15 protein-coding genes are annotated in these 13377 nt (G+C 69.8%); 8 read left to right on the top strand and 7 right to left on the bottom strand.

Features of this window, described 5'->3' with window-relative positions; translation table 11 throughout:
- Positions 1–37 precede the first annotated feature (37 nt).
- Entirely contained in the window at positions 38–868 is an 831-nt protein-coding gene (locus AB0E63_RS20695; RefSeq protein WP_360368326.1) for an LLM class F420-dependent oxidoreductase, read from the top strand.
- A gap of 127 nt (positions 869–995) precedes the next feature.
- On the top strand, positions 996–1691 hold the full coding sequence (locus AB0E63_RS20690) for a hypothetical protein (RefSeq protein ID WP_360368323.1): 696 nt from the start codon (positions 996–998) through the stop codon (positions 1689–1691).
- A gap of 15 nt (positions 1692–1706) precedes the next feature.
- Here AB0E63_RS20690 and AB0E63_RS20685 read toward each other — a convergent pair whose 3' ends face one another.
- Both AB0E63_RS20685 and AB0E63_RS20680 read right to left on the bottom strand, forming a co-directional pair.
- Positions 1707–2126, bottom strand: a complete 420-nt coding sequence (locus tag AB0E63_RS20685) for a cupin domain-containing protein (RefSeq protein WP_360368320.1) — start codon at positions 2124–2126, stop codon at positions 1707–1709.
- Positions 2127–2130: 4 nt separating this feature from the next.
- A complete protein-coding gene (locus AB0E63_RS20680; protein WP_360368317.1) occupies positions 2131–2499 on the bottom strand; it encodes a BlaI/MecI/CopY family transcriptional regulator in 369 nt (122 codons plus the stop codon).
- 141 nt (positions 2500–2640) lie between these two features.
- Between AB0E63_RS20680 and AB0E63_RS20675 the strand changes: the two genes are divergently transcribed.
- A complete protein-coding gene (locus AB0E63_RS20675; RefSeq protein WP_360368314.1) occupies positions 2641–3258 on the top strand; it encodes a hypothetical protein in 618 nt (205 codons plus the stop codon).
- Here the strand turns inward: AB0E63_RS20675 and AB0E63_RS20670 are convergent.
- The 3 genes from AB0E63_RS20670 to AB0E63_RS20660 are packed head-to-tail and all read right to left on the bottom strand — an operon-like array spanning position 3213 to position 6068.
- On the bottom strand, positions 3213–4163 hold the full coding sequence (locus AB0E63_RS20670) for an AAA family ATPase (protein WP_360368311.1): 951 nt from the start codon (positions 4161–4163) through the stop codon (positions 3213–3215). The genes AB0E63_RS20675 and AB0E63_RS20670 overlap by 46 nt on opposite strands.
- Complete coding sequence (locus AB0E63_RS20665; RefSeq protein WP_360368308.1) at positions 4164–4589, bottom strand: ribulose bisphosphate carboxylase small subunit; 426 nt, start codon at positions 4587–4589, stop codon at positions 4164–4166.
- An 18-nt stretch (positions 4590–4607) separates the two neighbouring features.
- On the bottom strand, positions 4608–6068 hold the full coding sequence (locus AB0E63_RS20660; protein WP_360368305.1) for a form I ribulose bisphosphate carboxylase large subunit: 1461 nt from the start codon (positions 6066–6068) through the stop codon (positions 4608–4610).
- A gap of 99 nt (positions 6069–6167) precedes the next feature.
- Between AB0E63_RS20660 and AB0E63_RS20655 the strand changes: the two genes are divergently transcribed.
- A complete protein-coding gene (locus AB0E63_RS20655; RefSeq protein ID WP_360368302.1) occupies positions 6168–7070 on the top strand; it encodes a LysR family transcriptional regulator in 903 nt (300 codons plus the stop codon).
- Between the two features lie 35 nt (positions 7071–7105).
- On the top strand, positions 7106–8101 hold the full coding sequence (locus AB0E63_RS20650; protein ID WP_360368300.1) for a class I fructose-bisphosphate aldolase: 996 nt from the start codon (positions 7106–7108) through the stop codon (positions 8099–8101).
- A 1-nt stretch (position 8102) separates the two neighbouring features.
- Here the strand turns inward: AB0E63_RS20650 and AB0E63_RS20645 are convergent, their stop codons facing one another.
- Positions 8103–9254, bottom strand: coding sequence for a GAF domain-containing sensor histidine kinase (locus AB0E63_RS20645; RefSeq protein WP_360368297.1), 1152 nt, complete (start codon positions 9252–9254; stop codon positions 8103–8105).
- Positions 9251–9907, bottom strand: coding sequence for a response regulator transcription factor (locus AB0E63_RS20640; RefSeq protein WP_360368294.1), 657 nt, complete (start codon positions 9905–9907; stop codon positions 9251–9253). The genes AB0E63_RS20645 and AB0E63_RS20640 overlap by 4 nt, the downstream gene beginning before the upstream one ends.
- Before the next feature lie 136 nt (positions 9908–10043).
- Between AB0E63_RS20640 and rpe the strand changes: the two genes are divergently transcribed.
- Genes rpe through AB0E63_RS20625 form a run of 3 tightly spaced genes read left to right on the top strand, consistent with a single transcriptional unit; the run spans position 10044 to position 13350 of the window.
- The gene (rpe, locus tag AB0E63_RS20635; protein ID WP_360368291.1) at positions 10044–10754 is read left to right on the top strand and encodes a ribulose-phosphate 3-epimerase; all 711 of its coding nucleotides are present in this window, start codon (positions 10044–10046) and stop codon (positions 10752–10754) included.
- Entirely contained in the window at positions 10754–12667 is a 1914-nt protein-coding gene (gene tkt, locus AB0E63_RS20630; protein WP_360368288.1) for a transketolase, read from the top strand. Before rpe ends, tkt begins: the two co-directional genes overlap by 1 nt.
- Positions 12664–13350, top strand: coding sequence for an HAD-IA family hydrolase (locus tag AB0E63_RS20625; RefSeq protein WP_360368285.1), 687 nt, complete (start codon positions 12664–12666; stop codon positions 13348–13350). Before tkt ends, AB0E63_RS20625 begins: the two co-directional genes overlap by 4 nt.
- Positions 13351–13377 lie beyond the last annotated feature (27 nt).

The following is a 13377-nucleotide window of genomic DNA, read 5'->3' as shown; positions in this document are numbered from 1 at the left end:
AGTTGCACCCTGGCAAGGACGACGAGAGGAGTACGGCGTGGCGGTCGAACTGGGACGGTACGGCGTCTGGCACGGACCTCAGCACTGGGGACCGGAGCTGGCGGCCGGTCTGGAGCAGGCCGGGTACGGAACGTTGTGGCTGGGTGCCTCTCCGGAGGCGCACCTGCGCGAGGCCGAAGTGTTGCTCGCGTCAACGAACTCCGTTGCCGTCGGCACCAGCATCGTGAACATGTGGAAGACGCCGGCGGCCGCGGTGGCCGAGTCGTACCACGGGCTCGAGGACGAGCACCCGGGCCGGTTCCTGCTCGGCGTCGGCATCGGTCACCCGGAGCGCACCGGCGAGTACCGGTCGCCGTACGAGACGATCGTGGGCTACCTCGACGACCTGGACGATGCGAAGGTCCCGGTCGACCGGCGGGCGCTGGCCGCCCTCGGCCCGAAGGTGCTGCACGTGGCCGGCACGCGCACCGCGGGCGCGCTGCCGTACCTGACGACACCCGAGCACACTCGCGAGGCACGCCGTACGCTCGGCGGCGGTGTGCTGCTCGCACCGGAGCAGAAGGTCGTGCTGGAGACCGACCCCGAGATCGCCCGCTCGACCGGTCGCGACTACCTGGCGTCGTACCTGCAGCTCAGCAACTACGTGGCGAACCTGAAGCGGCTCGGGTTCACCGACGACGACATCGCCGACGGCGGCAGCGACGAACTGGTCGACGCGCTGGTGCTGCACGGCTCGGCCGTGGAGATCGCGGCGGGGTTGAAAGCCCACCTGGACGCGGGCGCCGACCACGTCGCCATCCAGCAACTGGGGCGCGAGGGCATCGATCTGCTGCCCGGCTACGAGGCCCTGGCAACCGTTCTCCAGTAGGGGTTCGCGAAGCCGTCCGACGACGCGCCTGTTCGCCGGACGGCACCCCTTGACGACCGCTTCAAGCGGAGGAATATCAGCAGTAGACGCACCCTGCGTCGGGGTGCGCGCACTGGAGGTGTTCCCCATGACTGAGCGACATGAGTTGCGTTGGGGTGGCTTCGCCGGACTGGCCTTCGTCGTCCTCGCACTCCTGGGCAGGTTCCTGCCCGGCAGTCTCCCCACGGTCGACGAGTCCGAGGGCACGATCACGAGTTTCCTCAACGACACCCGGACCTCGATGCTGATCTCCGCGCTGATGTGGAGCGCCGCGGCCGGATTGATCATCTGGTTCGCCGCGGCCTTCGCCGAGGCGATCCGGGAGCGGAACGAGCGCAGTGACGTGCACCTGGCGATCCTCGCGGGCTCGGTGCTGGTCGGCGCCGCGATCTTCGTGAACGCGTGCCTGATCGCCGCGACCGCCTTCAGCATCGACGGCCGGGACGCCGCGATCACGGTCATGCTGTACCAGCTGACCGCGGTGATGACGACGATGATCGGGTTCGCCGCCGTCCTGCCGCTGGCCGCGGCCGGGATCGGCGTGCTGCGCACCCACGTGATGCCGAACTGGCTCGGGTACCTCGCCCTGGCGGCTGCCGTGGTGTCGTTCGCCGGCGCGTTCGGCGTGTTCGCCACCGACGGTTCGTTCGTGGCCGGCGGCTTCCTGATGACCGGCATCCCGTTGCTGCTCTCCGCGGTCTGGATCGCCTGCGCCGGCGGCTACATGGTCCGCGAGCATCTTCCGGAGGTGAGCACCGGCGAGTCCGTCGTACCGCAGACCTGAGCTCAGAGCCCGGATTCAGAGCATCGTGAAGTCGGCGAAATCGAAGCCGGGCGACACCACGCAGGACACCAGAACCGCCTGATCCCCGGCCGGCCGCGCCGCCTGCCAGGCACCGGCCGGGATCACCACCTGAGGTTGTTGCCCCGCGCCCACATCCGCTCCGAGGGTGACCGCGTCGGCTTGTTCCGGCGTCCCGCCGTACTGCAGTGTGAGCGGCCCGCCGGAGTGCCACAGCCAGATCTCGGCTGATCGGACTCGATGCCAGCGCGATTCCTCGCCCGGTCCGAGCAGGAAGTAGATCGCGGTCGCGCTGGCCCGGACCCCGCCGTACCCCTCGGGTTCGAACTCGGCGTCCGACCGCCAGGTCTCCCGGTACCACCCGCCTTCCGGATGCGGCTCGAGGTCCAGCAACTCCGCCAAGTCAGGCTTCTCCATGCGCTCATTGTCGCGTGAGCAGGGCTCGCAGGACGGCGGCGTCGGCGGCATCCAGCGAGGCGACGAAGCGTCGCAGCACCTCCGTTCGGTCCGATCCCCAGCCCAGTGCCGCATGCATCTGCTCCGCCGCGAACTCGGCTGCGTTCTTGGTCGCGCGGTAGCGAGCGCGGCAGCCGGTCGGAACCCGGGCGACCAGTCGTTTCCGGCCGAGCCGGACCAGGATGGTGTGCACGGTGTTGTAGGCCAGATCGCCGGCCATCGCGGCCTGTACCTCGACCGGAGACAGCGGTCCCTCGGCAGCCCACAACGTCGCGAGTACGGCGCTCTCGAGCTCGCCCGACCCGCGTCGCGACGAGCCGATCCGTCTGTCCACCACCTACTTCTACGCCGGTGTCCAGCGCCTTCCCTGACCCTCAGGGGTGAGCGCGCGGGTGAGCCGAAGATCAACCTTGTGCGCTTGTGAATCGAACCGGAGACTCGGAGCTCCCAGCCCCGAACTCGCGAGGTGGTCCCGATGCAAACCCTCTTGAGCGAAGTCGAAGAACGCCACGCCGCCCTGCTGAACCTGCTACGGACCGCCGCCCATCGCGGGGCGCCGGCCAAGCCCGGCGACGCGCGGATGAACACCGACCGGTTCCTCGCCCAGGCCAGCCGCCACACGGCCGCGGCGACCCGGGTCCTGCTGCCGTCGGTCGCGCAGCACCTGCCCGCCGGACGGGCGGAGGTTCGCGACCACCTGCAGGCGATCCGGCGCCTCGAGCACACGCTGGTGAAGGCCAAGGCGAAGGAGTACGGCCAGGCCCAGACAGTCCACATGCCGTGGGCCTCGGTCTGGGGCGGCGTCCACAACCACCTCACCCGGACCATCGCCGCCGAGCGACGGCTCGCCACGATGCTCGGCGAGCACCTCGACTCCGACGACGAGGCTCGCGTGCGGGAAAGGTTCACGCGAGCCATCGTCGCCGCACCGACGCGTCCCCACCCACATCTGCCCCACACCGGCTTCCCCGGTCACGTCGCGCGGACGCTGTGCGCGAAGCTCGACGCGCTCTGGGACGAGGTGGAGGGCAGGGTCACGTCGGTGGCCTACTGTGACTCGGCCGGCTCCGCGAGGAAGACGCTGCTGCCGTAGATGTCGTCGGCCGTCAGCGTGACGAGATCCTCCTTGCGCAACGGCCGGCGGAGCTCGACCAGCCGCCGGGCCTGGCGGAGCCGGGACCGTTCGATCGCGTTGCGCACACTGCGCGCGTTGGAGAACCGCGGCCGCCGCATCCGCCGGGTCAGGTACTCCGAGAACGCGGCGTGTGCGGCCTCGTCGAAGCGGAAGTTCTCCGACGTCAGCATCAGGTCGGCGATCTGCACGAGCTCGGCGTGGTTGTAGTCCTCGAAGGCGATGTGGTGCGGGACCCGCGAGCTCAGGCCCGGGTTCGCCGAGAAGAACGTCGCCATCCGGTCCGGGTAGCCGGCGAAGATGACGACCAGGTCGCCGCGCTCGTTCTCCATCTCGGTGAGCAGGATCTCGATCACCTCCTGCCCGTAGTCCCGTTCGTTGTCGGGCCGGAACAGGTAGTAGGCCTCGTCGATGAACAGCACCCCACCGGCCGCCCGCGCGATCGCCTCCTTGGTCTTCGGCGCGGTATGGCCGATGAACTGGCCGACCAGATCGTCACGGGTGACCGTGTGCACCCGCGGCGCCCGGAGGTATCCGAGCGCGTGCAGGATCGCGGCCATCCGGAGCGCCACCGTCGTCTTCCCGGTCCCGGGCCCGCCGGTGAAACTCATGTGCAGGGTCGGCCGGGACGACGTCAGCCCGAACTGACCACGCGCGCGGTCGACCAGGAGCAGCGAGGCGATCTCGCGCACCCGGCGCTTGACCGACGCCAGCCCGACCAGCTCCGCGTCGAGGGCGGCCAGGGTGTCCTCGACCCTGGCCACGGCCTCGTCCACCGAGAGATCGAGCTCGGCGTCGTCCGTCAGCACCACCGGTTCCGCGACCTCCTCGGGCTCCGTCGGACGCGGTACGCCGAACCCGCTCATCTATCCGTCCCCGTAGCGGGTTCCGGCCGGGCGCGTGGTGGCGTACGGCGATACGGCGTAGCGCTGGGTCCGGTCCGGGCCCTCGACCCGGGCGAGCAGGAATCCGGGTTCGTCGGCGGGCCGCTGCACCAGGAAGTGCATCGCGGTCGTCTGCCGGCCGAGGCTGGCGTCGTACGCGAGTACTCGCACGTAGTGGTTCGGGTAGGTGGCGCGGCACTCGTTGATCTGGGCAAGGACCCCGTCCGGCTCGTCGAGGTCGAACAGCGGCAGCCCCCACATCTCCCAGTAGACGTTGCGCGGATGTGGGTCGTCGGTGTACTCCACCGAGACCGGCCAGCCGTGCCGCAGGGCGTAGCGGACCTGGTCGGCGATCTCGTCGTCGGTGAGGTCGGGCAGGTAGGAAAAAGTCCCGTGACGCAGTTGCATGATCGTGCTCCTCGGGTGTCAGACGGAGGCCGTCGCGGTCGGGACGATGTCGGGGGCGTCCGTACTGGTGTAGTCGAAGGTGACGTCGCCCCAGGTGGACAGCGCGGCCTCGAGCGGAGCGCAGGACCTGGCGGCGACCCGCAGGACGTCGGGTCCTTCGCGCAGCAGGTCGCGGCCCTCGTTGCGGGCCTTGACGATGGCCTCGAGCGCGACCCGGTTGGCCTCGGCGCCGGCCGCGATGCCGAACGGGTGGCCGATGGTGCCGCCGCCGAACTGCAGGATGACGTCGTCGTGGAACAGGTCGAGCAACTGGTGCATCTGGCCGGCGTGGATACCACCGGAGGCGACCGGCATCACCCCGGGCATCGAGGCCCAGTCCTGGTCGAAGAAGATCCCGTTCCCGAGGTTGGCCGGCACGTGGTCGTCCCGCAGCGTGTCGTAGAAGCCGCGGGTGGTGGCCGGGTCTCCCTCGAGCTTGCCGACGACGGTTCCGGCGTGGATGTGGTCGACTCCCATCAGCCGGCACCACTTCGCGATCACGCGGAAGCTCACGCCATGCGTCTTCTGCCGGGTGTACGTCGAGTGACCCGCGCGGTGCAGATGCAGGAGTACGCCGTTCTGCCGGGCCCACAGCGCCATCGACTGGATCGCGGTGTAGCCGATGGTCAGGTCGATCATCACGACGACACTGCCCAGCTCCTTGGCCAGCTCGGCCCGGTTGTACATCTCCTCCATCGTCCCGGCGGTCACGTTCAGGTAGTGGCCCTTGATCTCGCCGGTCTCGGCGGTCGCCTTGTTCACGCCCTCCATCGCGTAGAGGAAGCGGTCCCGCCAGCGCATGAACGGCTGCGAGTTGATGTTCTCGTCGTCCTTGGTGAAGTCCAGGCCGCCGCGGCAGGCCTCGTAGACGACCCGCCCGTAGTTGCGGGCGGACAGGCCGAGCTTCGGCTTGATGGTTGCTCCGAGCAACGGACGCCCGTACTTGTTGAGCATCTCGCGTTCCATCACGATGCCGTGGGCGGGACCCTGGAACGTCTTGACGTAGGCGACCGGGATGCGCAGGTCCTCCAGGCGCAGGGCCTTCAGCGGCTTGAAGCCGAACACGTTGCCGATGATCGAGGAGGTCAGGTTGGCGATCGACCCTTCCTCGAACAGGTCGATGTCGTAGGCGATGTAGGCGAAGTACTCCCCCGACCGCCCGGGTACCGGGTCCACCTTGTAGGCCTTGGCCTGGTAGTGGGTGTTCGCGGTCAGCCGGTCCGTCCAGACCACCGTCCAGGTCGCCGTCGAGGACTCGCCGGCCACGGCGGCCGCGGCCTCGATCGGCTCGACGCCGTCCTGCGGCGTGACCCGAAAGACCGCGAGGACGTCGGTCTCCTTGGGCTCGTAGTCGGGGTTCCAGTACCCCATCCCGGCGTAGCTCTGCACGCCCGGGTCCCAGCGCTCCTTGGGCTTGTGGCCGTTCTCGCTCGTCGTCATCGGCTGCTCCTTCCGGTTCGTCGAGTCACCAGCGTGCGCTCGACAATGCGTCAACTACAATTGAAACTTCTTCGCTGACTGTTAAGTGATAGGTGCACAATGAGCGATCTGCCGGCGGCGGCGACCTGGGGACGGCTCCAGACCTTCCTCGCGGTCTACGAAGGCGGCAGCATCCGCGCGGCGGCCGAGAGTCTGCACGTCACCCCGCCGGCGGTGTCGGCGGCGATCTCAGCACTGGAGTCGGCCCTGGGCACCGCGCTGTTCAGCAAATCCGGCCGGGGCATCGTCGCCACGGACGCCGGCGAGACCTTCGCGGCGTACGTGCGCAAGCTGCTCGGGCTGCTCGCCGAGGCGGCCGGCGCCGTGCATGACGCGGATCGGGGCCGGCTGCGGATCGGCGCGGTGGCGACCGCGAGCGAGTACGTCCTGCCCCGGCTGATGGCCTCGTTCGCCGACGGGCATCCGCAGGTCGAGCTGTCGTTGTCGGTCCTGCCTCGCGACGAGCTCTTCGCCCTCGCCCGGGACCATGGGGTCGACGTCGTTCTCGCCGGCCGCCCGCCCCGCGGATCCGGCCTGGTCACGCGCGCCCGCCGGGCCAATCAGCTGGTGCTCGTCGGCCGGCCCGGCCGCGACGACGACCCGCTCACCGCGACCTGGTTGCTCACCGGCCAAGGGTCAGGCACGCGCGACACCACGCTGTCGTTGCTGACCCGGCTGCAGGCGGCGCCACCCCTGCTCACCCTTGGGACGTCAGGGGCTGCGGTCGCGGCGGCGCGGCAGGGACTCGGCCTCACGTTGGTCCACGAGGAGGCCGTGCTCGGTCAGCTCGACGCCGGCGAGCTCGCGCGGTACGTCGTACCCGGGACTCCGGTCGATCGCCCGTGGCACCTGTGCACCACCGCGGATCCCACCGCGGCCAGCCGACTGTTCCTGCGGCACGTCTGCGATCCGGACCGGGTTGGTACGGCGGCGTTTCACACCCGGTCTCGCCCACAGGGGTGAGTACGGCGCTGCCGAGCGCACGCATGCTCCTCTGCATGACCACGACTCTGCGTACCGACCTTCCCACCCTGGCCGAGATCGCCCGTCGGATGACTCACGCCGGTCGCGGCATCCTGGCCGCCGACGAATCCATCAAAACCATGTCGTCCCGGCTGGAACAGGAAGGCATTGCCTCAAGCCCGACCGCACGACGCGATTACCGCGAGCTGCTGATCACCGCCGAAGGGCTCTCGGACTGGGTCAGCGGTGTGATCTGGTCCGACGAGACGTTCGGGCAGGATCTCAGCGACGGCCGCCCGTTCCCCCAAGCCGCGCGTGAGCTGGGCATCCTGCCGGGCATCAAGGTCGACACCGGCACGAGCAAGCTGCCGGGCGGAGGTGGCGCGTTGATCACCGAGGGCCTCGACGGCCTCGGTGACCGGCTCGCGTCGTACGCCGAGCGCGGGGCCGCGTTCGCGAAATGGCGTGCGGTGTTCGACGTCGCCACGATCACGCCGTACTCGGCTCGGGCCAACGGTCACGCACTCGCCCGGTACGCCGCTCTCTGCCAGCAGCACGGGATCGTCCCGATCGTCGAGCCGGAGGTCTTGTGCACCGGCGACCACGACCTGGGTGCGTCCGCGCAGGCCTCGAGCTTGGCGCTGCGCAGCGCCTTCGACGAGCTCGTGCAGGCCGGCGTCGACCTGGCCGGCATCGTGCTCAAGCCCAACTTCGTGACTCCCGGCCTGGATGCTGCACCGGCGACCGCGGGAACCGTCGCCGCCGCCACCTTCGGCGTCCTGTCCGACTTGGTGCCCGCGGACGTGGCCGGCATCGCGTTCCTCTCCGGAGGCCAGCCGACGGCGGACGTCTGCGAGTCGCTCCGTGAGCTGCACCGCCTCGGCGAGCGCCCCTGGCCGGTCACATTCTCCTTCGGGCGTGCCCTGGTGAGTGAGGCCCTGCACACCTGGGGTGGCGACGTCCGGAACGTGCCCAGCGCTCAGCAGGTCCTGGTGCACAACTGCCGTCAGGCCGCCCAGGCGATCCGCTGACTCAGAACGGCAGCTCCACCAACACCGTCGTACCTCGCTGCGGGACCGACTCGATCCGCAGCGAGGCTTCGATCAGGGCGCACCGTTCCGCGATCGAGCTGAGTCCGAAGTGCTGCGCACCGTCCGCGTCACCCGCACGGACGGTACGCCGTTCCGCGGGATCGAACCCCTTGCCGTCGTCGGCGCAGCCGAGCACGATCGAGTCGCCGACGCGTCGTAGCGATAGCACGACGCGGTCGGCCTCGGCGTGTTTGACCGCGTTGGCCAGCGCCTCCTGGGCAATCCGGTAAAGGGCTGCGGCGACGTGGTCGGGGATGTCGTCCAGCGCGGCGGCGGGATCGACCAGCAAGTCGATCGACGGAGCACCCTCACCGATGGCGGCCGTCTGGACCAGGGACTCCATCGCCGCGACCAGCCCGAGGTCGTCGAGAACGAGACTGTGCAGACCGGAGATCGCCGCCCGCGTCTGGTGGTACGCCAGATCGGCCAGCTCCCGGGCACTCACGAGCTCTGCCCGGGCTCGCTTGAACTGGTCGTCCGCGGTCGCGTCGCGCGCCGCCAGCTCGGAGACGGTGAGGTCGGCGGCCGAGAGGTGGAACGCCATCGACGCCAGGGCTGTCGTGACGCCGTCGTGCAGATCGAAGGCGATCCGCCGGCGTTCGGCCTCCTGCGCCGAGATCGCCTGTTTGATCAGGCGGTCGCGTTCGGTCCGGTGCCGGTTCACGGCCAGCCACAGCTGTTCGGCATCCAGGCGGAGCCCGAGCAGTGCGGCGTACGGCTCGGCGAGGGCGAGGTCCTCGGGACCGAACGGCGTCCGCGGACTGCGATGTGCGGCCAGGACCCCGACGATGCGATCTTCCAGCCCGCGCAGCGGCAAGCACATCCGGGTGACTGTCTGCCGGGGTTCGAGGCGCAGCAACTGGCGGTGCAAGGCGTTGCGCGGCGAGTCGGACGCGAGGATGACCGGCGTGCCGTTCCGAGCCACCAACCCGGTCACCCCGAACCCCACCGGCATGGTCAATGCCGCAGTCGACGGGTGCGGTGGCCACAGGTCGGCGACTGTCAGCTCCCGGCCGTCACTGGCGAGCAGCAGCACGCCATCGGCCTCGAGGATCTGTGCAAGCTCCTCTGCGGTGGGCGCGGTGCCGGTCAACGGAACAGACCCTCACGGAGTGCGACAGCGATGGCACCACTGCGGTCGGAGACGCCGAGTTTGCGATACAGGCCGCGGATATGAGTCTTCACGGTGTCCTCGCTGACGACGAGCTTGCTCGCGACACCCTTGTTGGAGTGCCCGGAGACGAGCAGCTCCAGCACCTCCGACTCGCGCTGCGTGAGCCCGAGATGCGCACCCGGCCAGAACTCACCCGCGCTGAGCCGGGCAGCCGACAGCGCCACCCGTCCCGCCAGCGCATGGTCGATGACGGTCTCGCCGTCCCGCACCCGGCGCAGATGCGCCACCAGCTCCTGGCCGTCGATCCGCTTGAGAATGTAGCCCGAGGCACCGACTCGCAAGGCCTGGAACAGGTAGTGCTCGTCGTCGTACACCGTCAGCAGCACGACCTTGGTCTCCGGGTACTGCGAGGTGATCTGGCGGCACAGATCGAGGCCGCTCTCCTTCCCGATCCGTACGTCGCACAGCACGACATCGGGACGTTCGTCGGCCACCAGGGTGAGTGCCGCCGCGGCCGTCGTCGCCTGCCCGGTGATCACCACCTCGCCGGCGAAATGACCGAGCATCGCGACGAGCCCGTGCAGGACCATCTCGTGATCGTCGACGAGGACGAGTCGCTGCGGGGTCGGCATAGGCCAAGAATAAGCGGACGACAGCCGGAATCCTCGCGTTCACAGGGGATTTCACCCACCCGTCCACCCGGCCGGGTGAGTGCGCGACCGGCGTGACGCGGTGGGCTGGAAGTCTCCGACCAGGAAGGCCGCACCCATGTCCGAGCCCACCCCTCGCGTTCCCCCGCCGCTCATCGTTCCCTCCGTCCTGCCCGCGGACTTCGCGCGTCTCGGTGACGAGATCCGGGCGCTGTGTGACGCGGGCGTCGACCGGATCCAGTGGGACGTGATGGACGGGGTGTTCGTCCCGAACCTCACCTTCGGGCCCGACGTGATCGCGGCCGCCCAGCCGCACAGCCAGGTCGCCTTCGAGGCGCATCTGATGGTCGTCGAGCCCGACGACCTGCTGCCTCGGTACGTCGAGGCGGGCTGTGAGCTGATCATCGTCCACGCCGAGGCCTGCACCCATCTCCACCGGACTCTGGGCCGGATCCGGGATCTCGGCGTACGCAGCGGGGTCGCGCTGAATCCGCACACACCCGCCGACGTGGTGGAGCACGTGCTGTCCGAGACGGACCTGGTGCTGGCGATGACGGTCAACCCCGGCTTCGGCGGTCAGGCCTACATCCCCGCGGTGGAGAAGAAGGTGGCGCGGCTGCGCCGGATGATCGATGAGACCGGCCTGCCGATCGAGCTCGAGGTCGACGGCGGAATCACCGCCGAGACCATCACCGGCGCGGCAGCCGCGGGCGCGGACGTCTTCATCTCCGGCTCGTGGATGTACGCGCACGCGGACGGAAAGGCAGCGGCCGTCCGGCAGCTGCGCACGGCTGCGGCCAACGCCGCACGCAACGAGGAGGCTGCCTGATGACTGAACTCCTGCAGCGATCGGCAACGCCGTACGTCGAAACCGACCGACTGGCCGTGGACACCTTGCGCTTCCTCGCCGTCGACATGGTGCAGGCGGCCAACTCCGGGCACCCCGGGATGCCGATGGGCGCCGCCCCGATGGCGTGGGCGCTGTGGAGCCGGCATCTGCGCCATGACCCCACCGCACCGGACTGGGCGGATCGCGACCGCTTCGTGCTCTCGGCCGGACATGGCTCCGCGCTCCTCTACGGACTGCTGCACACCTTCGGCTACGACCTTCCCGAGACCGAGCTGCGCGGCTTCCGGCAGCTCGGGTCGCGCACCCCCGGGCATCCCGAGTTCGGCCACACGGCCGGCGTCGAGTGCACGACGGGTCCGCTCGGGCAAGGGCTGGGCATGGCGGTCGGGATGGCGCTCGCGGAGCGGATGGCGCACGCGCGGTACCCGGAGATCACCGACCACCACACGTACGCGATCGTCGGCGACGGCTGCCTGATGGAAGGAGTCAGCCACGAGGCGGCCTCGCTGGCCGGGCATCTCGGCCTGGGCCGGCTGGTCGTGCTCTGGGACGACAACTCGATCACCATCGACGGCGCGGTCGGCCGGTCCTCCAGCGACGACCAGATCGCCCGCTTCGCGGCGTACGGCTGGCATACGCAGGAAGTTGCCGATGGCACCGATGTGGATGCCGTCGACGCCGCGATCGCGCGCGCCAAGGCCGACCCGCGTCCCAGCCTGATCGCTGTCCGGACCATGATCGGCCACGGCGCGCCAGGCGTCGCGGGTACGTCGAAAGCACACGGCTCCCCGCTTGGGGAGGAGTTGGCCGCGGAGGCCAAGCGGCTGGCCGGCTGGGAGCATCCGCCGTTCAGCGTGCCGGAGCCGGTGCGGGCCGCTTGCAAGGAGCTGGCGCTGTCCGGTGCGCGCGAACGCGCTGCCTGGAACGCAGCCGTCGCGGCCTTCGAGGTCGACGCCCCGCAGCGGGCGGCGGAGTTCCATCGCAGTCTCGCACGGCGACTGCCGGAGGGCCTCGGCGATGCCCTGCTCGCGGTCCCCGGCGAAGCGCCTCGGGCCACCAGGCAGTCGTCCCAGGCCTGTCTGAAGGCTGCGACGGCATTGATGCCGGAACTCGTCGGCGGATCGGCCGACCTCGAGGGTTCCACCGGGACCGCGACCGGCGGTGCTGTGGTGACGCGCGACGACTACTCGGGTTCCACGATCGCCTTTGGGATCAGGGAGTTCGGGATGGCCGCGGTCATGAACGGGCTCAGCCTGCACGGTGGGTTCCGGGCGTACGGCAGCACGTTCCTGGTGTTCGCCGACTACCTGCGCCCCGCGCTCCGATTGGCCGCGCTGATGCGGCAGCCGGTCGTCTACGTACTGACGCACGACTCGATCGCGGTCGGCGAGGACGGTCCCACTCACCAGCCCGTCGAGCAGATCGAGTCCTTGCGAGTGATCCCCGGACTGCAGGTGCTGCGCCCCGCCAACGACGCCGAGACGGCCGAGGCCTGGCGACTCGCCCTGGAGCGGACCGACGGGCCGACCGCGTTGATTCTGTCCCGCCAGACGCTCCCCCAGGCGGCGCCAATCCCTGCGTCGAATGTCGCGATCGAGCTCGTGGCGACCGGATCCGAGGTCGCTCTGGGTGCGGAGGTGGCGGAAGCGCTGACCTCCGACGGGTACGACGTTCGCCTGGTCTCGGCGATGGACCGGTCGACGTACGTGCCGGATCCCGCCGCGTTCACCGTCAGCCTGGAAGCCGGCAGCACCGTGGGCTGGCGCGGCCTGGTCGATCTCGCGATCGGGATCGACGAGTTCGGCACGTGCGGTCCGGGTGGCGAAGTGATGGCGCATCACGGGTTCACCGCCGCGGCGGTCCTCGCCCGGATCCAAGAGCACCTGCGGTGAACCGGCTGGCCGCCGTCGTCTTCGACGTCGACGGCACGCTGGTCGACAGCGAACGCGACGGTCACCGGGTTGCCTTCAACGCCGCGTTCGAGGAGGCGGGACTGCCGGATCGCTGGGATATCACGACGTACGGCGGGCTGCTGAGGATCACGGGTGGGGCGAGGCGGCTGGCGTTCTGGTTCGAGAACGCCGGCCGCTCGTCTGGTGAAGCACGGGTCCTGGCGAAGCGGCTGCATACTCGCAAGACGGCGATCATGCGGGACTTGATCGCGGCCGGGCAGATCCAGGCCCGGCCGGGGGTTCACCGGCTGCTCGACGAGCTCGACGCGGGCGGCGTACCGATGCATGTGGCAACGACCGGGACCCGCGCCTGGGTCGAGCCGCTGCTCGACCGGGTCTTCGGGCCGCGCTTCCAGACCGTTGTCACCGGCACCGAAGTGACCGACCTCAAGCCGAGTCCCGCCGCGTACCAGGAGGTGTTGCGGCGGACCGGCTGCCCGGTCGATCGGACCGTGGCGGTGGAGGACTCCCAGAACGGCGTACGCGCGGCAGTGGCGGCCGGACTGCGGTGCGTTGCCGCCCACAACGACTACACCAAGGACGACGATCTGTCCGGTGCGGCGCTCATTGCCGACGGGCTCGACGATCCAGCTTTCGTCAGGTGGTTCCGCCAGTACCTCTGAGCACGACGAAGCCCCGCAGCGATTCCG

Source organism: Kribbella sp. NPDC026596 (assembly GCF_040638415.1).
Lineage (GTDB): Bacteria > Actinomycetota > Actinomycetes > Propionibacteriales > Kribbellaceae > Kribbella.
Note: the sequence above shows the minus strand (reverse complement) of the source record. Positions and strands in the feature narration are given on the sequence as shown.